The organism is Brevibacillus sp. MCWH, from assembly GCF_013096935.1.
In the GTDB taxonomy this organism is placed as follows: domain Bacteria; phylum Bacillota; class Bacilli; order Brevibacillales; family Brevibacillaceae; genus Brevibacillus; species Brevibacillus aydinogluensis.
Map to the genome: position 1 here is coordinate 26862 of NZ_SDLF01000002.1, position 22916 is coordinate 49777.

At 56.3% G+C, this 22916-nt stretch carries 25 protein-coding genes; 10 read left to right on the plus strand and 15 right to left on the minus strand.

Going from position 1 to position 22916, the window contains the following annotated elements:
- Positions 1-237 precede the first annotated feature (237 nt).
- The 4 genes from ETC00_RS01670 (at position 238) to ETC00_RS01685 (ending at position 2878) form a co-directional block, all read left to right on the plus strand.
- Positions 238-1068 (plus strand): methyl-accepting chemotaxis protein, encoded by an 831-nt coding sequence (locus ETC00_RS01670; protein ID WP_249178834.1) that lies wholly within the window; start codon positions 238-240, stop codon positions 1066-1068.
- Between the two features lie 46 nt (positions 1069-1114).
- Positions 1115-1762: a Crp/Fnr family transcriptional regulator gene (locus tag ETC00_RS01675; protein ID WP_171564233.1), complete on the plus strand. Its 648-nt coding sequence runs from the start codon at positions 1115-1117 to the stop codon at positions 1760-1762.
- 65 nt (positions 1763-1827) lie between these two features.
- Entirely contained in the window at positions 1828-2457 is a 630-nt protein-coding gene (locus ETC00_RS01680; protein WP_171564234.1) for a Crp/Fnr family transcriptional regulator, read from the plus strand.
- 181 nt (positions 2458-2638) lie between these two features.
- A complete protein-coding gene (locus tag ETC00_RS01685; RefSeq protein WP_171564235.1) occupies positions 2639-2878 on the plus strand; it encodes a hypothetical protein in 240 nt (79 codons plus the stop codon).
- A gap of 69 nt (positions 2879-2947) precedes the next feature.
- On the opposite strand, the gene ETC00_RS01690 is transcribed toward ETC00_RS01685, so the two are convergent.
- The 3 genes from ETC00_RS01690 to ETC00_RS01700 form a co-directional block, all read right to left on the minus strand.
- Entirely contained in the window at positions 2948-3967 is a 1020-nt protein-coding gene (locus tag ETC00_RS01690; protein WP_171564236.1) for an inorganic phosphate transporter, read from the minus strand.
- The gene (locus tag ETC00_RS01695) at positions 3960-4577 is read right to left on the minus strand and encodes a DUF47 domain-containing protein (RefSeq protein WP_171564237.1); all 618 of its coding nucleotides are present in this window, start codon (positions 4575-4577) and stop codon (positions 3960-3962) included. Before ETC00_RS01695 ends, ETC00_RS01690 begins: the two co-directional genes overlap by 8 nt.
- A 204-nt stretch (positions 4578-4781) precedes the next feature.
- On the minus strand, positions 4782-5426 hold the full coding sequence (locus ETC00_RS01700; protein ID WP_171564238.1) for a GGDEF domain-containing protein: 645 nt from the start codon (positions 5424-5426) through the stop codon (positions 4782-4784).
- Between the two features lie 345 nt (positions 5427-5771).
- Between ETC00_RS01700 and ETC00_RS01705 the strand changes: the two genes are divergently transcribed.
- From ETC00_RS01705 to ETC00_RS01715, 3 genes are all read left to right on the plus strand, one after another.
- On the plus strand, positions 5772-7025 hold the full coding sequence (locus ETC00_RS01705) for an MDR family MFS transporter (RefSeq protein ID WP_171564239.1): 1254 nt from the start codon (positions 5772-5774) through the stop codon (positions 7023-7025).
- A gap of 159 nt (positions 7026-7184) precedes the next feature.
- On the plus strand, positions 7185-8249 hold the full coding sequence (locus ETC00_RS01710) for a type III polyketide synthase (protein WP_171564240.1): 1065 nt from the start codon (positions 7185-7187) through the stop codon (positions 8247-8249).
- A gap of 7 nt (positions 8250-8256) precedes the next feature.
- Positions 8257-8766 (plus strand): isoprenylcysteine carboxyl methyltransferase family protein, encoded by a 510-nt coding sequence (locus ETC00_RS01715; protein WP_171564241.1) that lies wholly within the window; start codon positions 8257-8259, stop codon positions 8764-8766.
- A gap of 186 nt (positions 8767-8952) precedes the next feature.
- Here the strand turns inward: ETC00_RS01715 and ETC00_RS01720 are convergent, their stop codons facing one another.
- From ETC00_RS01720 to ETC00_RS01730, 3 genes are all read right to left on the minus strand, one after another.
- Positions 8953-9126: a DUF4025 domain-containing protein gene (locus ETC00_RS01720; RefSeq protein WP_171564242.1), complete on the minus strand. Its 174-nt coding sequence runs from the start codon at positions 9124-9126 to the stop codon at positions 8953-8955.
- A gap of 123 nt (positions 9127-9249) precedes the next feature.
- A complete protein-coding gene (locus ETC00_RS01725; protein WP_171564243.1) occupies positions 9250-9771 on the minus strand; it encodes a hypothetical protein in 522 nt (173 codons plus the stop codon).
- Between the two features lie 80 nt (positions 9772-9851).
- On the minus strand, positions 9852-10274 hold the full coding sequence (locus ETC00_RS01730) for a MarR family winged helix-turn-helix transcriptional regulator (protein ID WP_171564504.1): 423 nt from the start codon (positions 10272-10274) through the stop codon (positions 9852-9854).
- A gap of 395 nt (positions 10275-10669) precedes the next feature.
- Here ETC00_RS01730 and lepB point away from each other — a divergent pair, with 395 nt between their 5' ends.
- Positions 10670-11236 carry a signal peptidase I gene (gene lepB, locus ETC00_RS01735; protein ID WP_171564244.1) on the plus strand — a complete coding sequence of 189 codons (567 nt, stop codon included), beginning with the start codon at positions 10670-10672 and terminating at the stop codon, positions 11234-11236.
- 149 nt (positions 11237-11385) lie between these two features.
- Positions 11386-11724: a hypothetical protein gene (locus ETC00_RS01740; protein WP_171564245.1), complete on the plus strand. Its 339-nt coding sequence runs from the start codon at positions 11386-11388 to the stop codon at positions 11722-11724.
- A gap of 174 nt (positions 11725-11898) precedes the next feature.
- On the opposite strand, the gene ETC00_RS01745 is transcribed toward ETC00_RS01740, so the two are convergent.
- From ETC00_RS01745 to ETC00_RS01775, 7 genes are all read right to left on the minus strand, one after another.
- Positions 11899-12882, minus strand: coding sequence for a hypothetical protein (locus tag ETC00_RS01745; RefSeq protein ID WP_171564246.1), 984 nt, complete (start codon positions 12880-12882; stop codon positions 11899-11901).
- Positions 12873-13406 carry an RNA polymerase sigma factor gene (locus tag ETC00_RS01750; protein ID WP_230077118.1) on the minus strand — a complete coding sequence of 178 codons (534 nt, stop codon included), beginning with the start codon at positions 13404-13406 and terminating at the stop codon, positions 12873-12875. Before ETC00_RS01750 ends, ETC00_RS01745 begins: the two co-directional genes overlap by 10 nt.
- 216 nt (positions 13407-13622) lie before the next feature.
- Positions 13623-14630: a M15 family metallopeptidase gene (locus tag ETC00_RS01755; protein WP_249178833.1), complete on the minus strand. Its 1008-nt coding sequence runs from the start codon at positions 14628-14630 to the stop codon at positions 13623-13625.
- Between the two features lie 269 nt (positions 14631-14899).
- Positions 14900-16930: a gamma-glutamyltransferase gene (gene ggt, locus ETC00_RS01760; protein WP_171564247.1), complete on the minus strand. Its 2031-nt coding sequence runs from the start codon at positions 16928-16930 to the stop codon at positions 14900-14902.
- A 201-nt stretch (positions 16931-17131) separates the two neighbouring features.
- The gene (locus tag ETC00_RS01765) at positions 17132-18211 is read right to left on the minus strand and encodes a phosphodiester glycosidase family protein (RefSeq protein ID WP_171564248.1); all 1080 of its coding nucleotides are present in this window, start codon (positions 18209-18211) and stop codon (positions 17132-17134) included.
- Entirely contained in the window at positions 18192-18707 is a 516-nt protein-coding gene (locus tag ETC00_RS01770) for a coiled-coil domain-containing protein (RefSeq protein ID WP_171564249.1), read from the minus strand. Before ETC00_RS01770 ends, ETC00_RS01765 begins: the two co-directional genes overlap by 20 nt.
- A gap of 106 nt (positions 18708-18813) precedes the next feature.
- Positions 18814-19635: an RDD family protein gene (locus ETC00_RS01775; RefSeq protein WP_171564250.1), complete on the minus strand. Its 822-nt coding sequence runs from the start codon at positions 19633-19635 to the stop codon at positions 18814-18816.
- Between the two features lie 89 nt (positions 19636-19724).
- Here ETC00_RS01775 and ETC00_RS01780 point away from each other — a divergent pair, with 89 nt between their 5' ends.
- Positions 19725-20705, plus strand: coding sequence for a stage II sporulation protein M (locus ETC00_RS01780; RefSeq protein ID WP_171564251.1), 981 nt, complete (start codon positions 19725-19727; stop codon positions 20703-20705).
- On the opposite strand, the gene ETC00_RS01785 is transcribed toward ETC00_RS01780, so the two are convergent.
- Positions 20672-22042: a DUF58 domain-containing protein gene (locus tag ETC00_RS01785; RefSeq protein WP_171564252.1), complete on the minus strand. Its 1371-nt coding sequence runs from the start codon at positions 22040-22042 to the stop codon at positions 20672-20674. The two genes, ETC00_RS01780 and ETC00_RS01785, sit on opposite strands and share 34 nt — an antisense overlap.
- Positions 21993-22913: an AAA family ATPase gene (locus ETC00_RS01790; RefSeq protein ID WP_171564253.1), complete on the minus strand. Its 921-nt coding sequence runs from the start codon at positions 22911-22913 to the stop codon at positions 21993-21995. The genes ETC00_RS01785 and ETC00_RS01790 overlap by 50 nt, the downstream gene beginning before the upstream one ends.
- Positions 22914-22916 lie beyond the last annotated feature (3 nt).

A 22916-nucleotide genomic window follows, 5' to 3' on the forward strand; every position in this document is an offset into this window, starting at 1 on the left:
TTTAAAATTGTCGTGAACTGATTGTACTAAAAGGGAGGACCTCCCTGTGTAAATCGCTTAACGTTCCAATCCCTTTTTCGAACCCTTCCGTCACGCCGGTTGTAAACCAGTTAACATTTTTTCAGACTTTTTTTCGCGACGAGAATGATTACGTTGTACATATGCTCTTCGCCCATTTATAATTGTGCTGATAGTTTCTGAAAATTTAGATTTATGAAACATAGGAGCTTGAAGGGTATGATCATGCTGGAAAGTGTCGTGCACGTATCTTCCATCATGCACAGGATGGTTTTGTGCTTTGAAGATGATTTTACGCTCGGGATCACGGATAGGGAGAAATTTTTAACCTACCTGCCCGTAAAGACCTTGCAATTCGGATTATCGCCGCATGATCCAATCAAGAAAGGCAGTCTGGCCAATACGATTATCAAGCAGGGAAGACCGATGACAAAGCTGATGGATTCCTCGGTGTACGAAATCGCTTACATTGCCGACGGACTGCCGATTGAGGAAGACGGCAGGATTTCCGGTGCGCTCGTCTTCGGAGTCAGTCTGGATCGCCAAAATAAGCTAGTACAGATTGCCGAACACCTGTCGGCCATTGTGGAAGAGGTTTCCGCCCAGTCCGTGGTGATGCAGTCAAGCGCTGAGACGTTGTCGTCACACAGCGAGAAGCTTCATCAGGTCATGACCGGAATGCTGCAGCAAGTAGAAACAACCTTTTCCGTATTGAAATCAATTTCAGACATCGCCAAGCAGTCGGGCATACTCGGGTTGAACGCCTCGATTGAAGCCGCCCGTGCAGGGGAGCAGGGCAGAGGCTTTGCGATCGTTGCGGGAGAAATGCGTCGTTTGGCTTCGACGTCCGGCGGTTTGGCAAAGGAAATCTCCAAGCGCCTTTCTTCGCTGCAGGAGGAGATCACCTCTCTTTCACAAATGGTGCTTGCATCAAAAAATCTCGCAAAGGCACAGACAGAAGGGATTATGGAACTGGCTTCCGCCATTCAAGACGTTACCAAGGAGGCATGCCTGCTGCAGCAGATGTCGCAGATCCAAGCCGGCCACTAACCACAGCCGTTAATCGTTTACAACCATATTGAAAGGAGTGTTCGATATGGTATCCCCTTTTGAAACCGACCTGAAGTGGGAGACGTTTCTGAAGTACGGGAAGAGGCAATTCGTGAAAGGAAAATCCGTCATTTACTACCAGGGAAGTCTGGGAGACGGGTTTTATTACCTTCACAAGGGCTTGGTGAAAATCGTCACCTCCACGGTAAAAGGAAAAGACCGGTTGTTGAACATCGTGGTGCCTGGCCAACTGCTCGGGATTCAAACCATGGACCGGCAAACGCACTTTACCACCGCGATCGCCGTTAAGGACTCGGGGGTCTATCATTTTTCCTGCGAACAGTTTGCGAAACTGATGAAGGAGCGGCCGGAATTACTGCCCCTGTTTGCTCAAACCGTCAATCAAAAAATGCGGATTCTTCTTTATGCGATTAATATGAAAGCGCTTTCTTCCGAAGAGCAGATCGCCGCGCTGCTCCTCAACATCTGCGATGAGTTTAAAAACTATGAAGTCCCCCTCACCCAACAGGACCTGGCGCACTGCACCGGATTAACCCGAATCACCGTATACAAAATCCTGAAACAGTGGAAAGAAGACGGACTGATCGACATCGAGCAGCGCAAATTTGTGATCAAGCGTCCGGATGTGTTGCGGAAGTTGAATCTGTCTGCACCGACAGCGAAAACGGTTTAGTCTGGGGCGCTCATTCCCTGTCCAATGTTGCACAGAGAATGATGTTGGGAAGGAAAGGTGATCGTATGGTAAACCTTCGCTACAAGTGGACTCCGTTCTTATCATATGGACAAAAACTGGAACTGAAAAAGAATACGTTCGTGTATCGCCAGGGAGAAAACGGCAGAGGCTTTTATTACCTTGGGCAGGGCGGGGTGAAAATCAGCCTGCTATCCGATAACGGCCACGAGCGTGTCATTGACTACGTCCCGATCGGGACCTTGCTAGGGGAACACGGGGCTCACAGAGGAACCTATTTGACAACCGCGGTGACCACTACACCTTCGATTCTCTATCATTTCTCCGATGAAGCCTTGTCAAGAGTGTGCAAGGATCATCCCCATGCGGCGATGATCTTCACCAACTCCCATATCTATAAAGTACGACTCCTCGCCGAAATCATTTCCTATCTGGACAGCCCGGTCGAACACCAAATGGCTCACTTTTTGTTGAAATTGATTCAAATTCATGAGAATGAAAACATTCCCATCAACCAGACGTCGTTCGCCCGATACATCGGCACGTCCCGGATCACGGTCAACAAGATCATCCAGAAATGGCGCCAGCAAGGCTTTATCCAATTCTCCAACGGCGTGATTCAGGTGATTCAGATCGAGCGGATTCGAGAGATACTGACCCAAATGGAAAGTGTGTAGTTTGAGCAAAGTACGTCCTTGTAACCCCCTCCGCAGTGGGAGGGGGTTTCCCTTTTTTGAAGAATCGAGACTGCTCAACGGGGGCTTGACCGGTGGGTCGGGTGGTTTTTTTCTGGTCTGAATTGTCGCAAAGGTGGGCATAACTGAAAGAAAACGACGAAAGGAACAGGAGGAGGATCACATGGATGACGACATGTTGGAGGCGTATCTGGACCGGAACGTGCGCGTTCACTTCGCTCCGGGCATGATCGGGCCAGGCCTGTCTGCTTATGAGGAAGGAAAGCTGCACGACTACGGCACGGCGGGGCTGCTGCTGGAAGCAGCGGACGGCTCGCTCACCTACATCCCGTATACGTCGGTCCGGATGGTGCAGATCAAACCGCGTCCCGGCTTTTGGGAGCGGTTGACCGGCACTTCCTGATCCGCTTTCCCCGTAAAACAAAAAAGCCCCTCTCCCCGTTAGGAGAGAAAGGCGGGAACCTCAATTCCGTTACAAAAAGACGTCGAATACCACGTAACAGGCAGCTGCGAGCAATCCTGTCGCCGGCAATGTAATGACCCATGTCACCAGGATCCGGCCGGCCAATCCCCACTTTACTGCGGAGAATTTTTGCGACGCTCCCACGCCCAGAATGGACGAGGTGATCACGTGCGTCGTGCTGACGGGCAGTTTCAGCATGGTAAAAATGGTAATAATCAGGGCAGACGACAAGTCGGCGGAGAAGCCGCTGATCGGCTTGATCTTCATGATCTTGCCACCCATCGTTTTAATGATCCGCCAGCCGCCAAACGACGTGCCAAGCGCCATTGCGATCGCCGCCGAGATTTTCACCCAGATCGGAATCGTGATTTCACCCGTCTCCGAGGTCATAAAGCCGCCGGAGATCAACGCGAAAGTGATGATCCCCATGGTCTTCTGAGCGTCGTTGGCCCCGTGGCTGAACGATTGCCAGGACGCCGACAGCACCTGCAACAAGCGAAAGCCTCTGTTCGTACGATGATACGGCATGTTGGCCACCAGTGCGGAGACCAGCTTGATAATGACAAACCCGACTACAAACGCAACGATCGGTGAGAAAATCAGCGCCTGGACAATGCTGATAAAGCCTGCCATGTTAATGGAGTCGAAACCGGCTGCACCGACAACCGCACCGGCCACCCCGCCGATCAGGGCGTGTGACGACGAACTGGGAATCCCGAACCACCAGGTGATCAGGTTCCACAGAATGGCGGACGTAAGCGCGGCCAGGACGATGACCAGACCGTTCTCCAGCTTGAACGGGTCGGCGATGCTTCCCCCGATCGTTTTGGCCACGCCGGTATAGGTAAGCGCACCGATCAGGTTCAGTACCGACGCAATCAGAATGGCCGTGCGGGGACTCAGCGCCCGGGTGGACACGGACGTGGCGATCGCGTTGGCCGTGTCGTGAAAGCCGTTGATAAAGTCAAAGCTGAGCGCCATGATGACGACAAGGATGAGTATGATTATGTCAGGCGAAAGACTAAGCATTCTTCAGCACAATCCCTTCTACCAGGTTGGAAACATCCTCGGCGAAGTCCGCACAGTCTTCCAGCTTGTCGTAAATCTCCTTCAGCTTGATCGCCTCGATCGGATTGGCGTCGGGTGCGTTGAGCAGGTCGGACACCATTTTCCGGTAGTTGGAGTCGGACTCATGCTCCAATTCCTTGATCTCGGAAGCGTATTGGGACACCACCTTGTGATCCAGTTTGCGCAGGGTGCGAATCAGCTCGATCAGTTTGGCCGAGCATTTCACCAGAATGTTGGCCTGAGCCAGAACGCGAGGATCGGGCTGGTGCACTTGATAGAGGTACATCCGATCCGCTACCCCGTCGATATAGTCAATCATTTCGTCCATCGTATGCGCGAGCTGGTGAATGTCCTCCCGCTCCAGCGGGGTGATGAACGTGGAGTTCAGCTCGTTCATGATCCGACGAACGATTTCATCCCCTTCTTTTTCAACCGCTTTAATCGCTTTCACTTTGGCTTCCACATCCTGATAGTTGCCAATCATCTCGTAAAACAGATGGGTGCCTTTGTGAACATTGGCGATTTGCTGTTCAAACAGGTCAAAGAAGATGTCCTTGTTGGATTTCCACATATGTTCCGTCGTCACTCCTTTGGAAAAATAGCGCCTCAACGATTATAACCGAACAACTTTCGAAAGGTAAATTTAAAAACAAGGACAAACGCGTATTTTTTTCATTAAGATATTGTAAAGGTTTTGTAAAGACGCATGACAAGCGAAAAACACCCGCCCTATTCCGGATGCGGGTGTTCAATTATCTCCAAATGTTTCCTTCCCTCAATGGTGCGCTACCAAAATGCAGTCTTTCTTTTTTTTCGCTTCGTACATCAGGGTGTCTGCCTTCGCCGCCAGTTCCGTTGCCGTGGACGCGTGCGCGGGAAACGAGGCAATGCCGATGCTGACCGTTACGCCCCCAAGATCCTCCCGAACATTGCGCTGGATTCTCTCCCCCACGGCTACACCGTGCGGCGTTTCCGCATGAGGGAGCATGATGACAAACTCCTCGCCGCCCCATCGGCCGACCGCATCCTGCGCGCGGATGCTGCGTTTCAGAATGTCGGCAAAGCGGCACAGCAGCTCGTCTCCCGCCAAGTGACCATGGCTGTCATTGAATATCTTAAAATTGTCCAGGTCGATAAACAGCAAGGTAACCGGATAGTCGTGGCGGCGGGCCCGCTCTATCTCCTTTTCCAGCAATGCAAAAAAGCGGCGGTTGACAAGAGCACCTGTCAGCGAGTCCAGACTGGCCTCCTCTCTCAGTCTCTCGGCATACAATCCCATCTGGTAACCCGCTGCTGCCTGCATCACCGCGACCACTGCGGCCAGTACGGCCGTCAGCTGATGGGACGGCAGTCCGTATACAACCGTCCACAGCAGGCTAAACAGGCAGGATATCCCCAACCCTATCCAACGTAAGTCCAACGATATCCCCTCCGACGTAGTTCGCACAAAAACGCGTTGGATATGATACAAAAGACCTAAATAACCACGGAAAATATAGGACTTTTATCTTATTCATAGGAATATTTTACCTGTCTGTTCCAGTGAGTTCAAGGAAAAAAATCGTCAGCGCAGTGTCGGGACAACGTGTAAACCGACTCGCGTATCGCTCGCTCCGTTCGCGACCCCTCTCATGGAAGCCGTGCTCACGCAAACGGCATTAACGAAAAACTCAGTATTCAGATATGTGTAAACCTTCTTTTTCATTTCACAAAAAATTCGTATACTACTAAAAAATTCTTTTATCAGAAGCGAGGAATTTACCACATGGCATGGCTTCAATCCGTCTTTGCACGTTATGACTCGACCATCTGGATCCGCGTAATCGGGACGATTCTGACCACATTTGCCGGATTCATGCTCCGACCCTTCCTGGCCTTTTATCTATATGAGAGAATGGACAACAATCTGGTGGTGGCGGCCATGGTGACCAGTCTGCAGCCGCTGACCAGCATGATCGCCGGACTTTATTCTGGAGGATTGGCTGACCGTTACGGACGAAAGCCGTTGATGGTGGCCGCCCTGGCGATCGAAGCGATCTCCATGGCTGGTTACATCTGGGCGGAGTCCCTCTATGACTTTGCGGCTTTAACCATTCTGAACGGAATCGGCTCGTCCCTGTTCTGGCCGGCAGCCAGCGCACAGGTGACGGACGTAGTTCCGGAGGAAAAGCGCAGTGAGGTGTTCGCCCTGCTGCATACCGCCCTCAACCTGGGCGCGGCGGCGGGACCGCTGATCGGGGTTACGCTGTACAAAATCAACCCGGCAATCGTCTTCGGCATTTGTTCGGCCGCACTCTTCACCTATATGCTGCTGATCGTGTGGAAAGTACCGGAGACACTCCCCCGTGAGAAACGGAAGCAGGGCAGCCAAGGCCAAGCAGACAAGCCAAAAGCGCCCAAGCTGCGGCTGCACGAGCACACCACCCTGTTGTGGATGACGCTGGCGGCCGTTCCGGTCTCGCTCCTGTACTCCCAGGTGGAGATCATCCTGCCGCAGCACCTGCGGACGCGCTTTGATGATTTCCTGACCGTGTTTGCCACCTTGATCACGATCAACGGCCTGCTCGTCGTATGCTGCCAGATCGTGATCGCCAAGTTTGCCGAACGTTTTCCGGCCCATCGCGTCATCCTGCTGGCCTACCTGCTCCTCGCCTGTGTCGGCATCGGCTACGGCTGGGCCCCCACCTTTTTCCTGCTGGTGGTGGCGGAGGCCATCTTTACACTGGGCGAGATGCTGTACGGCCCGCAAATCCAAAAGGCAATTTCCGTCATGGCGCCGGAAGCGTACCGCGGCCGTTACTTTTCCATTTTCGGGGCCAACTGGAGCATCACTGGCGCGATCGGCCCGTCGCTTGGCGCCGTGTCGTTCCGCAGCATCGGCGGCGCCTACTGGTTTTCCCTGCTCGCCGTCCTCCTGCTCGTCGCCGGCCTGTTCCAGTACCGGCTGGTGAAGCGGGCCATGAGCCAGCGGCAGCCGGCTCCTTTTGACGGTTCCAAGCCTCCGATTGCCGCGTCATAAAGGGCGGCTGGCGATTTCCCGCCAACGACCGCCTGCAGCTCAAGCGATTCTGTTCTCGCTCCCTTCCGCTTTCGTTTTGTTTTCCCGTGTGTCACGAATCGGACAACTGCGTTTAGGGAAAACTGGAACTACTTACCTGACGAAAAGGAAGGGATTGCGATGCCCCGCATCGAAGCCACGGCGACCGCTGTTCCTGAACATGTAATCACTCAGGACGATTCCATGGCGGTCGCCCGTGCGTTTTTCCAACAAGCCTTCCCCGACATTGATCGCCTGCTCGCCGTCTTTGCCAACAGCCAAATTCGCAAGCGCCACTTCTGCATGCCGCTCGACTGGTTTACAACAGAACACGGGTTTGCTGAAAAAAACCGGCTGTACGTGGAGCATGCCGTCTCCCTCGGTGCCGAATCCGCCCGGCGCTGCCTGAACAAGGCCAACACGGCGGCTTCGGAGATTGACTGCCTGATCTTCGTCTCCAGCACGGGCATCGCCACCCCAAGCATCGACGCCCATCTAATCAACCGCTTGGGCCTGCGGCCGGACATCGCCCGCGTGCCGCTGTGGGGACTGGGATGCGTCGGCGGGGCGATGGGTCTTACACGGGCATTTGAATACGCCCGGGCGTACCCCAGAAGCCGCGTCCTGGTGGTGGCAGTAGAACTGTGCGGATTGACATTTATCCGACAAGACCTGTCCAAAAGCAACCTGGTCGCCACCTGCCTGTTTGCTGACGGAGCCGCTGCCGTGCTGGTGGAAGGTGATGAGGTGAAGCGGCCGTCTGCTCCGCCCCGCCTCTGTTTCATGGGGGCACGCACGACAACATGGCCGGATACGCTGGACATCATGGGCTGGGAACTGACCGAACCGGGCCTGAAAGTGATTTTTTCCCGCGACATTCCCAGCCTGGTTCGGCAGTCGATGCGGGCCAACGTCGAGGGATTTCTCGGACCGTTTGGCGTATCTGTCCCGGACGTGCAGCGATTTATCTTCCATCCCGGCGGGGCGAAGGTGCTGGCCGCCTACCGGCAGGCGTTGGGGATTCCGGCAGAAGCCACGCGGTTGGCCGAGGACGTCCTCCGCGACTTTGGCAACATGTCGTCGCCCACCGTTTTGTTTGTGCTGGAAAAGTGCATGGAAGAGGACTGGCAGCCGGGCGAAAAGGGACTGCTGGCCGCCCTCGGACCTGGCTTCAGTTCGGAGTTGATCCTGTTGGAAGCGAGGTGAGCAGAGCGTGGGCTTTTTTGTCACCGTCTATACCGTCGTCGTCGCCCAACGCTTTCTGGAACTGGCCCTCGCGCGGCGCAACGCCCGCCACATCCTCGCCGCGGGCGGACGGGAAGTAGGGGCCGAACACTACAAGTACATCGTCACCCTGCATGTGCTGTTTCTTGTCAGCCTGCTCGCGGAGGGACTCCTCCATGAGGGCAGGACCGCGCCGTGGTGGGCCTGGACATTTTCCGTATTTGCACTGGCCCAAGGACTGCGGTACTGGTGCATCGTCAGCCTGGGAAAACGCTGGAACACGCGCATCTACATCCTTCCCGGCAGCGAACCCGTGCGGCGCGGCCCGTACCGCTTCCTGCGCCATCCCAACTACCTGGTGGTGTCGATTGAACTGCTCGTCCTGCCGCTCACTTTTTCCGCCGTCGTGACCGCCGTCGTCTTTTCCCTGGCCAACTTTTGGCTGCTGTGGCGCGTCCGGATACCCACGGAAGAGCGGGCTGTCTACGACCGGCCGTAAGCGGTACGCATTGTGATCAGGGGAAAGGACGACTGCCGCTTTGACATAACAAACAACCCGGACAAATATGCAGTCCGGGTTGTTGCTGTTTGATGGAGACGGATCAGAGGAGATGGATCAGACGATCAAGCCTGCCGTCTGCTGTACCCGCCCGGCAGGCAAGCGGGGACGGTCGAGATCAGGACATCAGTTCAGTCCTTGGGCATCGTCGATCGTCCCCATTTTGTACATATCGCTCACCTGCTCTTGGGTGATGTTCACCTCCTGGGATTGCTCCGCATCTGCTTCGGACTCTGACGCAAATGTCCTGATCGATGTGTCAGCAGTGCGGTCCAATTCATTTTGGCGCTCATCTGCCATGTCAGTTCCTCCTTCCTGATTTAGGTCAATTCGTAGTGTGTGCGGCTTCCCTGCCATTTAGCCAAAGCGAGCGCGTCAAAAAACCCCTTCTGCATCGAGAAGGGGTTAGGGGCAAGAGCGTGTTTACTTGTCGTTGTTCGCATACGGCACCGACCAACTCCAGCCGTGAGCCTGAGTGATATCGTTGGTGCTGGCAGCCGGTTTCACCACGATCACGCTGTCCTCTACCGGAGCAGCCACCCAACCGTGAGCCACGCCGGTGGGTTGCTCGCTTTTGGGCGACAGGATGATCGTTTGATCTTCTACCGGCATGGCAATCCAGCCGTTTTGCGTGGTTACTTGTGCTGTAACGCTCGACTGAACTACGAACTGATCCTCAACCGGCATGTTGATCCAGCCGCTTTGGTTGGTGACAGTCGCGTTGCTTCCCGGCAGGACCACCCACTGATCCTCTGTCGGTATGTTGATCCAGCCGCTTTGGTTGGTGACAGTCGCGTTGTTTCCCGGCTGGACTACCCATTGATCCTCTGCCGGCATGTTGATCCAACCGTGAGCCTGAACAGCTTCGTTTGCATAAGCAGCGTTCGCGAACAGAGTGGCGCCGAGAACCATGGTTCCCATCAACAGTGTTGTCGATTTTTTCATTTTCGTACACTCCCATCTTCTGTTGGTTCACGCTGTCCTGTGAAATATCCCCCGCCCGCTGCTCCGATACGGCAAGTAGGTTACTGCAAGCCTTGCTTCAGTTTTCGGAGATAGAGTGTAAACTGTTCCAGTTCGCTGTCGGTCAGGTTTTCCAGCAGTTTGGTGAGGAGTTCCCTCCGTCTGGACAACAATCGCTCCATCAGCGGAACCGCTTTGTCCGAGAGCGTAACCCAGACGACCCGCCGGTCCTGTTCATCACGGAGCCGATTGACGTAGCCCGACTTGACCAGTCGATTCAGTGCGATGGTGGTGGCGCTGTTCGACTGCTTCAAGAGAGCGGCCAATTCGGACACCGTGCTGCGCTCTCTGTCATAGAGCACCCGCAGCAAGATGAACTGCTTGGGGCTAATTACTTCTTCTTCCAGCAGCCAATGGCTGATGAAGAAGCGAGCCAACTCAACAAACACCTGATCCAGTTCCTCGATTTTACCGGCGCGGGACATTTCGCTCACATCATCACCCTTTTTCAAAAATTCATACTTTTACTATAAAAATATATCGGCTGTTAACAGTCTGCGCAAGCGTTATTCAGTCGGCCTCTGAAAAAGGGGATGTGAGTAGGACAATACGTTTACCGTTTAATATTTTTACTGTAAAACTTTTTACATTGACATCTTACCGCAAAATGGCAAACGATGCAAGGGGCGAGTTCCGTGACAAATTCGTGACGGACAATTGGCGAAATACAGCCTATTTTCCACCTATTTCCACGAAACAACTTCCGTTTCCGTCCGTATCGTATGTATAATATATGTATAATAATAGATACGGCAGCGCCTCCTGTTTTCGAAACCAACCGGCGGCCTCCCGACAAACCTGATACATAGGAGATTGGCATATGGAACATACGCAAAGCACGGCAAAGGCAAAATGGAAAACGGAATTGGCAGACTGGTTGAAATCGTTCGTCTTGATTGGCGGCTTGACCGCCTTTATCTATGTGTTTGTGATGGCCCCTTACGTCGTTCAAGGGCGTTCCATGGAGAGCACCCTGCACGACCGCGAACGGGTGATCGTCAACAAGGCAATCTATTACCTGCAGCAGCCGAAAAGAGGCGAAATCGTGATCATCCACCCCGACGCGAGCGGGGAAAACTGGATCAAGCGAGTCGTCGCCGTCGCGGGTGATACCGTGGAGGCGAAAGACGATCAGCTGTATGTCAACGGCCAGCCTGTACAAGAGGAATACCTCACCGCCAACAAGTTGAAAGCGGCAGCGAACGGCATCACACTCACCGAAGACTTTGGCCCGATCACCGTCCCCCCCGGCCACGTCTTCGTCATGGGCGACAACCGGAACAACAGCATGGACAGCCGGGTCATCGGCCCCGTCAGCCTGGAGCACGTGGTCGGCCGGGCGGAACTGGTCTACTGGCCGTTGAACAGCATCCGCCTGCCCAAGTAAGTGCAGCCGGGATGCTGGTTTTTGCATGAGAACAACACATGCGGTGTCACGGGCGCATCTGACCAACACGACTGATAATTTTCCGTATGTTGCACAACATAAAAGGGTAATCGCATGCATCAATCCCACAATCAGGAGGTCGTTTTTTCGTGCATACGATCACCCATGCCCAACAAGAATTGTCTCAGTGCAAACAGACCATCCAGCAGTTGATCCAACAGACAATGCAAGCAAGCGCCACCTACCGCCAGCTTCTGCAGCAGGAACAGCAAAACGCCGCCACGCTGCAGCAGTTGGCTGCTCGCGAGCAGCAGGCGGTCCAGATGATTCAGCAGGCTCTGCAAGGTCATGACATGGCGATTCGCCAGATGCAGCACGCGATCACGCTGTGCGAGCAAATGGAGCGGGAGCTGCAGCAGTCAGTCACACAGCAGATTCCCTTGCAGCAGCAGCCGTCACCCCTGCCAACCTACCAGACCCGTCACTGATTCGGCCGCATTCACGGTGCGGCGGACATTGACTGTCGCGAACAGCACACGGCTCTCCGCGTTTCCCGTCCGGATTGCGCGGAGAGCTGTGTTTCGTTTTGGAACAGGTTCCTTAAACCGCACGTATCCCAGATTCCGCCAGACAGCGACGGCAAGGAAACGGGGAATCGTCAGTCATGGGCGTTTCCGGATGGTTTTCCCCTGCTTGCTGCCGTGTGCCGTGAGCACCCACTCGCCCCGCTCTTCCTCCCACGCGTAACGGTATAGGTGATTGACCGCATCGGACGACTTGTAGACAATCAGCGCTTCCTGGCCATCGTGTTTAAGAAACAGGCCAGGGATGATGTCGCCGACCTTTCCGTTTACGGCTACCTGTGTCCAGGCTGCATCCAATCCTTTCCACGCTTTTTCCGACAGGTGAGATGCCTGCTTCCCTTGCTTGATCCCTCGGTCGAATTCATACTCCTCCGGATCGATGCCGAAACTTTCAAACACATCCCGGTACACGTCGTGGAGAAACAACTTGATTTGGAACGAATGCAGGAATCCGCTCTTGTTCGTCAGCAGCAACAGCTTATCATGCGCGTACACATAGGTCGGCCCCGATGCTTTCATCGGAGTAAAGCCCGTCTTTAGCTCAGCGCCAGTGAAGGTTAAGGTAATGTGGCCCGGCACGGAAAAATCCTCGTCGATCTCCACCTTTTCCGCTTGCCCCGGATTGGGGAAAAACACGACGTCCAGCTTCCCTTGGTTGGTGGTCAGCCGAACGGCTTGATTCGTTGCCGCAAAAACGTCTGCAAATGGCGACGGCTCGATTTGAGTGAGCTCCAGGTCGGTATACGACTTCAGGAATCGGATGAATTCCTCAGCAAACGGGAACTGCTCCTCAACAGATGGGTCTGCCGGCTCCACGACAGGAACGCGGCCGCCTCCCGCATCGCGCTGCCAGTCCATAACAACAGGCGTCAGGAGGAACGCGCCCGCCCCGCAGGCTGTCGCCACGGCCGCGATGGAGACTGCGGCACGACGGAACCTCCCCTGTTTTTGTCCGATCCTTTCGCGGATGTTCCGTTCGATCCGCTCCATGTCCGCCCTGGACGGTTGAAATGCCATCCGCTTCGCCGCTGCCAGCTCGCGCAGCCTTTTGTCTAAATCCATCGCTCCTCCTCCTTGCGCATCAATGCTTTCAGCTTTTCCCGCGCCCTGTGCAGGCGGGTGTAGACTGCTCCGGGTGTAATGCCCAGGATTTCGGCGATCGTTTCCACTCTCAGTTCTTCGTAGTAGTGGAGAATGAGTACCTGTTTGTGCCGAAACGGCAGCGTGTCGATCAGCCGTGACAACGCGGCCTGTTCGTCCTTCCGCATGACCTCCTTCTCGATGTCGGCGCACGCTACACGGTTTGCCTGGGAGGCGGAAAACCGTTTGCGAAACACCCCAGAGCGCAGGTACCGTTTGGACTCATTGACCGCAATCCGATAGAGCCATGTCTCAATCCGGCTGTCTCCCCGAAACGCAGACAGATGCTTGTACACCTTGAGGAAAACCTCCTGGGTAATGTCCTCCGCAGCCGTCCGGTCGTTGACCAACCAGCAGCACAGCCGGTACACCCGAGCCATCTGCGTCTGCATCAGTTGTTCGAATGCGGCATCCCTGGTCTGGTTCAGTACGGCACCGTCCGTCAACAGATGGTTCTGTTCCAGCGTTCTCCCTCCTTTCTCTCTATTTAGTTAGATACAAGCGGCCATTTTTTTCTTACAGAATAAAAAACCGCCGGGATTCGTTCCAGGCGGTCGTCTCACTCCGGCAGCCGCACGAACCGACGACGAAAGAAGCGGCTGTCCGTCGTCCCCTATCCGGGGCGGAAAGCCGCTTCGTCAATCTGTCAGTATATCGGATGCCTAACGAGCCTGCACCTGACCGCTGTCCTGGAAGTACTCTTCCAACGTAACACCAGAGGACATGATCTCCTTGGCCACTTCTTTTCCGACATAGCGGATATGCCACGGTTCGTAGGCGTAGCCGGTGATTTCTTCTTTCCCTTTCAGATAGCGGATGATGAACCCGAATTCGGCGCAGTGCTCCGCCAGCCATTTGCCTTCACGGGTATCGGCAAACGGCTCCTCCAGCAAGGTGCTGGGATCGGTGCCTGCTACGTCGATAGCCAGGCCGGTCTGATGCTCGCTTTTCCCCGGCTGGGCGCTGTAGCGGTTCGCGTGCTCAGCTCCCTGCGTTTTCACGTAACCTTCGAACAGTCCCTTTTGCGTTTGATACGAACGGTAACCGGAGACACCGTACAACTGAATACCATCCTGTTTCGCCTTGGCGAACAGCTCCTCCAGGGCACGGGCCGCTTCTTCGCGCAACAGGCGCTTCTCCGCCTTGCCGGAAAACGTGAACGGCACGTTGGGTTCGACCAGACGAGGCGGCACGTAATCGGCGGGCAGGGCCCGTTCCTTGTTGACCACCACGACCAAATCGTCCGGATTGGTAACGGTCGGAATGCCGTTCACCATCGTCACGGTCGCAGCGAGAGAGGGTTTGACTGTGATCGTCACGTCTTTGCGTTCGCCCTGATACTCCACGGTAACGGTCGCTGTGGAACCGGCCTTTGCCTGGGAAGATACGGAAAGCTCCCCGTTGGAACCGACTGTCACGACATCGGGCGCAGAAGAATGATACGTGACGCCATCCCCGTACGGCAAGGTCTTTTTGGCCCCCGGTGCCAGCACCATGCTGTCCGGAACGGCGGCCAGGCTGATCGATGAGGATGACGGAGCGTTAGCCCCATCCGTCGAAGTCGGCTGCGAGTCCGCCGGAGCGGTCGGCTGCAGCCCTTCACATCCTCCCAACAGCACGGCGGAGAGTACGGCTGCAACTGCTAGACCGGCGGGTTTTCGTGTTTTCATGCGATATACCTCCTGGTTCCTTGCACACACATGTGTATTGTTCTACCTTACCATGTAGAATGACGGAATCATAGCCTTAAATGTTACGCTTTTTGCCAGGTTTGCTCCCTCAACCGTACAAAACGGGAAACAGCCTGCCGACGATGCGCGCATAATCTCCCCTATTATACACCCCTGCCTGACCAATACGTCATACCGTTTCTTCCCACATGTGCAAACAACCAAAAGACCCTGCCATGTTCGGCAGGGCCTCGAAGGGAATAATCTGTTTACGGTTTTTTGAGGAGGACGGCTGCTTCTTTCGCGTCCCAGCTAATCGTGTAACCGAGCGCTTCGGCCACTTTTTTCACCGGCAGAAACGCTTTGCCGCCCACTGTGACGACGTCCTGTTGGAAGCGGGAGGGGTCGCCGCCCAGTCCGAGCAGGAGTTTTTTCGCCTCGACGTACGCGGTACCGTTGATCAACGCCTTCTGGTCAGCCGTGTACGGGTAGACGTGGCCGTTCACTTTCAGCACGAACGGTCCTTTTTCCACCGGGGGAAGCGGCTCCGGCTCCGCCGACGTATACGCCACCGCGTCCACCCCAAGCACGGTTCCTTCCCGCGTGTTGTCGGCTCCTCCGTACATTTTGCCGGTCTCAAAGTCGTATATGATTGCCTGCACGTTTCCGATGTCTTCCGGATGCTCGTTGAACACGTGCCCCTTGGCCATCAGTTGGAGGATGACGTCCTGGTCGATGCCCGCCTCCCAGGTGACGTTGGGATAGCTGCTGGTAAAGATGCGCGGTGCGAGGATGGCGTCCTGGATCTCCATGCCGTGCTCGATCACGTTCAAAATGGTCTGCGACACGGAGGCGATAATCGTGGAGCCTCCGGGCGATCCCACTGCCATGAACGGCTTGCCGTCCTTCAGCACGATGGTCGGGCTCATGCTGGAGCGCGGACGCTTACCCGGTTCCACCTGGTTGGCTCCGCCCGGCACGGCGTCAAAGTCGGTCAGCTCGTTGTTCAGCATAAATCCGTATCCGGGGACCATGATGCCGCTGCCGAAGACGTCTTCGATCGTCGTCGTGTAGGAGACGAGGTTGCCCCATTTGTCCATCACGGCAAAGTGGGTCGTCTGCTTGACGGGTTGGGGGTCGGTCAGATTCAGGGCCGGCACCGGCTTCTTGTCTGTTTCGTACTTCCAGGGATCGCCGGCAGTAATCTCAGGGTTGGCCGCATCCGGCCGGATCAATGAGCGCCGCTCCTTTATGTAGTCGTCGTGGATCAGGCCCTGTTTGGGCACGGGGTAATAGTCTTCGTCCGCCATGTACGCGGCCCGGTCCGCGTAAGCCAGACGGTTGGCCTCGATCAGATTGTGCAGGTATTCCACCGAGCCAAACCCGGCCTTTTTGTTGTCAAAGCCCTCCATCAGCTTGAGAATCTGGATCACCGTCAATCCGCCGGAGCTGGGGGGAGACATGGAGACCACTTCGTAGCCGCGGAACTTGGCGCGCACCGGCTCGCGTTCCTTGACCTCGTACCGCTGCAAATCGTCCATGGTCATGGAACCGCCGGTCCGCTGTACTTCGCGCACGAGTGCCTCACCGATTTCTCCCTTGTAAAAGGCGTCCGTCCCCTTTTCCTTGATGAGTCGGAAGGTCTTTGCCAAATCGGGCTGGATCAGCAGATCGCCTTTTTTCAAGGGCGTACCGCCTGGCACAAACACTTCTCCGGCCGTCTTGTGCTTCAGCAGTTTGTCCTTCGTGGCGGCGATATATCGGGCGGTCACCCCGTTTACCTCAACGCCCTTCTCTGCCAGCTCGATCGCCGGCTCGATTACCTCGGCGAGCGACATCGTGCCGTATGATGTCAGCGCCTTATCCACACCGAGCAGCGTGCCGGGCACCCCGACCGCCTTGCCGTTGGTGTGCCGTTCGGCAAACGGGATTGGCTCACCCTTTTCATCCAGAAACATCCGGGCGTCTGCTCCCTGAGGAGCCATTTCCCGGCTGTCAATGACCGTGATTTTGTCCTGATCCTTGAGGTAAATCATCATGAAACCGCCGCCGCCAATCCCCGACATGTGCGGCTCCACCACGTTGAGGGCAAATTGGATCGCCGCTGCGGCGTCCACTGCATTGCCGCCTTTTTGCAGAATGTCCCGGCCCACCTGTGCCGCCGCCGGGTGGGAAACTGCCACAATGCCCTGTGTCGCTCCGTCCGCACCTGCAGGAATTCCCGGCACGGCCGCCTGCACCGGCGCTGCCAGCGACACCAGCGCCGCCAAGGACGCGAGAAGCACTTTTGCCTTTTTCATTGAATCCCTCCTCATCCTCCGGTGATCTATGAAAATTATTATATTTCTGAATATTAGGCCCGGTCAACGTGAGAAAGGCGCGAGTGCATCTGGGACAAAAGGACTGAACCCAACGAAAAAAGCCACCCGCATGACGAGTGACTGTTCTTCGAAGCGATGTTCAATCAGGCTGTTTTCGGCATCCGCTGCCGAGCTGTCCAGCTACGGCATGATCACCAGATTGCTGACCACTGGACGCTCCCTGCCGTCGGAAGGCTTGTTCAGAATCTTGCCATTGTAGTAGAAGGCGCTGGAACCGCCGCCGTCCAGATTGTAGGCGTCCACCACGTGGAATTCCTGCAGTTTGCGCTGCGCTTCTTCCAGCGTGACGCCGTTGCTCCACCCCTTGCGCCGCCCGTCGATGACGATCAGCAAGAGGTCGCCGTTGTCAAAGTGGCCGATCAGCGTACGCGGCTGCCGGGCATTGGCCCATTCGCGCGGAATCGGCATGCGCTTGCCGTCCTTGAGGAGCGTCGGCAGGAAGCTGGCCCCCTGCAAAATCCCCTGCTGGGTGATTTGCTGCTGCGAGGTGATTTTGCCGCCGACCAGCCGCCCTTGCTTGTTGAATCCGACGAAGCTCAGATTGGTGTTCGTCGAAAAGGTGCGAATCTTGCCGTCAACGACAGTAATCCCAAGCGGGGTCAGATAGCCGTTTTTATCCTTCATGAAGCCGCCGGCGTTGATCGCCAGCACCGCTCCCGTGCGTTTGCCGGCGCTGCTGGTCGTCTCTCCCTTGCTTTTGACCGCGTCATGCGCCAGCACCATCCGCAGCGCGTTGGGGTTTTTCAGCCGTACTTTGGCCATGTAACCGCGGTATCCGGCTTCTTCCAAGGAATACACTTTGACGATGGAGTTGGGGCCAAAGCTCTGCCCGACCGGATTGCCCAGCATGCTGGACAAGATCGTGTCCAGCACGTCGGCTGACTTTTGCGTCTGCGTTTTGCTCGTCTCCAACAGGTTGTTGATTGATTTGTGCTGTTCCTCGTACTCCCGTTTCTCCTTGTCCGCCCGGCTGCGAAGCTCTTCCATGATGGATGACGCCTCGCGCAGTTGGTCATTTGTGTCATCGAGCTGCTTCATCAGCGCCGCCACCTGATTGCCGGTCGCCTCCACCGGCGGCGTCAACTGCTCCACCGGCAGCTTGTCCACCGGGTTGGCCTGGGAAAACGCCAGCAGGAACCCCACCGCCGGTGCCAAAAGAAACGCGAAGAAGCGGTGAATCTTACCAGGCACGGGCCGCATCCTCCAGTTTTTTCAGCGACGCCTTCAGCTCACCCAACTGCTTGTTGAGCTGATCGATCCGATCCTGCAGGGCTTGTTTGGTCTTGTTGGTGCCGCCGATGGTTTCGCCTGTCAGCTGCAGATCTTCCTGGAGCGTCGCCAATCCGCTCTGCACCTGTTTCATTTCGTTTTGGACGAGCGCCAGTTGTTCTTCTACCTGCTTCATCTGCTGCTCGTTCTGAGCCTGCACCTCTTGAAGGCGCTGGGTCACGAACTGCTGCTGCTTGTCCAGCGTGTGAACGGCAAACGCGTATCCGACGCCGGCCAGTCCCAGCCACAACAGCACAGCGATGACTGTGGGCACAAGCGAGCGCTTATCGTCCGTCCCGGGAGCGACCGCCCGCACCAAACTGGTGAACAGGCCGTTTCTCCTGCGCTTTCCTCCCTGCTTCCCCTGTTCCGGGAGGCGCAGTGTGGTCGATGAAGTCGATGAAGCGGTAACGTACTTGTCGCTCATCTGCTCTCCCTCCTCTTGTGCGACATGAGTTGACATTTTATTATAACACAATCACGGCAGGCGACACCGCATTGCAAAAAAGATCGGAACGCTCCGATCTTTCTGATTACGGCCCAATCTTCCACTCATGTTGAAGCTGCTCGTGCAGTTGCAGCAAAAATCCGATCGGAAAAGCCATCGCCGTCTTCCGGTCAGGCCAATCCAACCTGTCGCACAGCCGTCGTGTGATTTCCAGGGCCAGTATCATTCGCCTGTCCTCCGCCATGGTCATCAGGCGATCAACATAGGCGGAGAGAAGCTGCCAGTCTTCCCGGGTGATTGCCTGTTTCTGCTGTTCGGTCAACACAAAGGGCGGTGCATCCGCCATCCAGCGGGCAAGTTTCCGCTTCTTGTGTCTTCGGGATAGACGCATCCCCTCGTCTTCCAACACGACAATCGTTCCGGCCACCATGTCGCCGATCCGTTTGTCCCGGGGATGAAAAAACACGACCAATCCGCCGAGAAAGTAGCCGGCCGGGAGATTGTCAATAATGCGGAACAAGTTGCGAATCACGGCGGACAAAAACGTCAGCGACTGGCCGTTTTCCTGGATGACGCGAAGGCCCATCCACTTCTTTCCCAGCGTCTGTCCGCCGCGGAAGTACTCCATCAGCAAAAAATAGGCGAAATTCAACACAGTCAGGACGATCAGCAGGATAGCCAAGGCGTAGCTATTTTCATCCTGGAAAAATTCCTCTTCACTGCCAAATACGACTATGACAATCAACACAAATACAGTAAGATTAACCAAGAGAAGGAGCAGCGTGTCAATCAGCTGGGCCGCCGCCCTGCTGCCCAACCCGGCCGTTTGAAACCGGAGCTGTACGTGCTCGGGAGTGACGATGGCCGTTTCTCTGTATGGGCGGTCGATGCTTTTCTGATCACTCATGGGTAAAACGTTCTCCCTTCTCCGAAACGAGTAAGTACCATTCATATTCCTATTATTTGTAAATAGACCACGCAAACGGAGGGTTCATCGTGAATGTGACGTCGTTTTGGCACACCCACAAATCCACCTGGGCCGAACTGGAGCGGCTGCTGGATCGTTTTCACAAGCGGCCGCGGGAGATTGGCGCGGCTGACATTGACCGGCTGACGCTGCTGTACAAAAAGACCTCTGCCCATTTGGCCTACATCCGCACCTATCACCCGCACGATGAGGTGACCCGCTACTTGAACCGACTGGTGGCCCGTGCCCACAACATCGCGTACAAGCAGCAGTCGACCAGCGGCGGACAGCTCTCCCGTTTTTTCTGGGTCAACCTGCTGGAGTTGATCCGCAAACGCCTGCCGTTTATCGGCTGGGCGGCCGTCCTGTTTCTGATCGGCGGCGTTTCCGGATTTGCCGCCGTCATGGCCGATCCGCTGAATCTCTACTACGTCCTGCCGGAAGGGATGGCCGAACGGATCGATCCCAGCCAGCTCGGCCAGGGACACGCAGCGATTGACAGTCCGTTGATCTCCACGGAGATCATGCTCAACAACATCAAGGTAGCGATTCTCGCCTTCATCAGCGGTGTGACGCTTGGCCTGGTGCCGCTCTATCTGCTGCTGTTCAACGGCCTGCTGGTCGGAGCGCTGGCCGCGGTCTACTGGCAGGCGAACGCCAGCTACGCGTTCTGGGCCTACATCCTGCCGCACGGCGTGATCGAGCTGACGGCCATTTTCATCGCCGGCGGGGCCGGTCTGCACATGGGCTACCGCATGCTCGTACCTGGACCATACCACCGCAAATACCAGTTCCTGCAGGCGGCCAAGGAATCGGCCCAACTGCTGCTCGGAACGCTGCCGCTGTTTGTCGTCGCCGGTATCATCGAAGGGTACATCACGCCCTCCGCACTCTCCCTCGAGGCGAAATACGCGGTGGCGATTCTCACCCTCATCGTCATTGTCGGCTGGTACATATACGGGCTGAAGCGGCAGCGTCACAGCGCTTCTCTCGCCTTGATCTCCAAGTAGCGGTTCACTACCGCCAGCGTGAGCTGATCGGCCGGGACGTCCAGCACCTGGATGCCCGCGCCGATCATGTTTTGCTGAAACGCTTTCCGATCAAGCTGGAAGCGCTGGGCCAAGGCCTTGATATACGCCAGGCGGCTGCTGACAGTCTCCGCCTTGTTCCAGGCGTGCAGCAGCGGGTCGGCCAGGGAGAGCAATAACAACAGGTGACTGCGCCGAAACCGCCTGAGGTACGCAGCCATCTGATCTTCAAGCAGGTAGTTTTCCATGTCGGAAAACAGCACCGTCAGGCTGCGCCGCTTCTGCTGCCGAAACAGGTACTCCAGCGCCTGCAGCGGATTGGATTCGACGAAGTCGCTCTGCAGGTCAAAGACCGCGTCCAGCAAGGTGTGCAGGTGGGCAAGCCCTCTGCCCGGCGGCACGTACACCTTGGTTTCATGGGAAAAGGCGAGCAGCGCCACCTGATCCCCCTGCCGCAGGGCGACGGCGGCCAGCGTCAGCGCCGCTTCCAACGACAAGTCCAGCTTTGTCCGGCCGTTCAGCTCCACGCCCATCATCCGGCCGCAGTCCAGGAGAATTGTCACAACTTTTCCCTGCTCAGGGCGGTACTGGTTGGTCATCAGGCGGCGCGTCCGCGCAGAGGCCGACCAGTTGATGTGGCGGGGATCGTCATCCGGTACGTAGTCGCGGATCGCGTGAAACTCCGAACCCGACGTGGCCCGACGCATCACTTTCCTGCCATCGACGATCAGGCTTTCCTGGAGCGAGTTGAGGTACCCGCGCACGGCGGACAAATCGGGATACACCTTGACCGACTGCTTGCAGGACAGCTTTGCCTGCTTTTGCCACAATCCGATGCTCCCCCTGTAGCGCAGATACAGATGAGACAACGTGTACGTTCCCCGCTCCCTGGCGCGGGTTTCGTAGCGGACCGTGACGGAGCCCGGCGGCAGTTCTCCCGCGAGCAGCTCCAGCCGATCAAATGAGAGCGGCAAATCGTCGAGCAGTTCGTACCAGACGAGTTGGCCGCTCCTGTTTTCCAGGCGGATGCAGACGGGCAGCGCCCGGCCAAGATCAATCTGCTCCGGCAGTTCACGCACCGCGATCAGCTCCCTGCGCCTGGGAAGCGATGCCAGGTCGATTACGCTCGCGATGACGAGCAACCCGTTCACCATCCAGAACACGGCATACCCCCAGCCGAGCAGGTATCCCAGCGCCGCCAGCGGGCAGCCGGACAGCGCCAGGAGAATCAGCCGCCTGGTCGGCAAGATGAAGTCGTCGAAGAAAAACCTAGCGAGGAACCGGAATCGCGGCCAGCGTCTCATCAATGATGTGGTCACTGGTTCCCCCCTCCAATTCCACTTGCGGCGCAAGAATCAGCCGGTGGCGCAGAGCCGGCCGTGCGACTGTCTTGACGTCATCCGGCGTGACGTACGTCCGCTGATCCAAAACAGCCCAGGCCTTGCTCGCCATCAGGACGGCAATGCCTGCTCGCGAACTGGCCCCCAGCAGCAGCCGATTGGTCTCCCGCGTCTTGCGAATCAGTGTGGCGATGTACTCGATGATCGAATCTTCCACCACCACGTCGGCCAGCTTCCGCCGCTCGCGGACGATCTCCTCCATGCTGATGACCGGCTCGCTCCCTTCCGCCGGCTCGGCAAAGAATGGCACGTGCTGCCTGAGAATCTGCGTTTCCTGCTCATGCGACGGATAGGTGACCTGCAGTTTGAACAGAAACCGGTCCAACTGCGCTTCCGGCAGGGCGTACGTGCCTTCGTACTCCACCGGGTTTTGCGTCGCGATGACAAAAAACGGATCAGGCAGCGGATAGGTGACGCCGTGAATCGTCACCTGCCGCTCTTCCATTGCTTCCAGCAGCGCCGCCTGCGTCTTGGGGGGCGTGCGGTTGATCTCGTCAGCCAGAAGCAGGTTGGCAAAGACCGGTCCCTTCACCGTTTCAAACCGGTTTTGCTGCATGTTGAACACGACGTTGCCGATGATGTCGCTCGGCATCATGTCGGGGGTAAACTGAATCCGTCTGTATTCGCCGCCGATCAAGCCGGCCAGGGTGCGGACCATCTTCGTCTTGCCGATCCCGGGCACCCCTTCCAGCAACACGTGACCGCCGGCAAGCAGTGCCGCGAGCAGCAACCGAATGTTGTGCCGCTGTCCCAACACGCGTTTCTCCATTTCTTGCAGCAATTGTTCCACGTC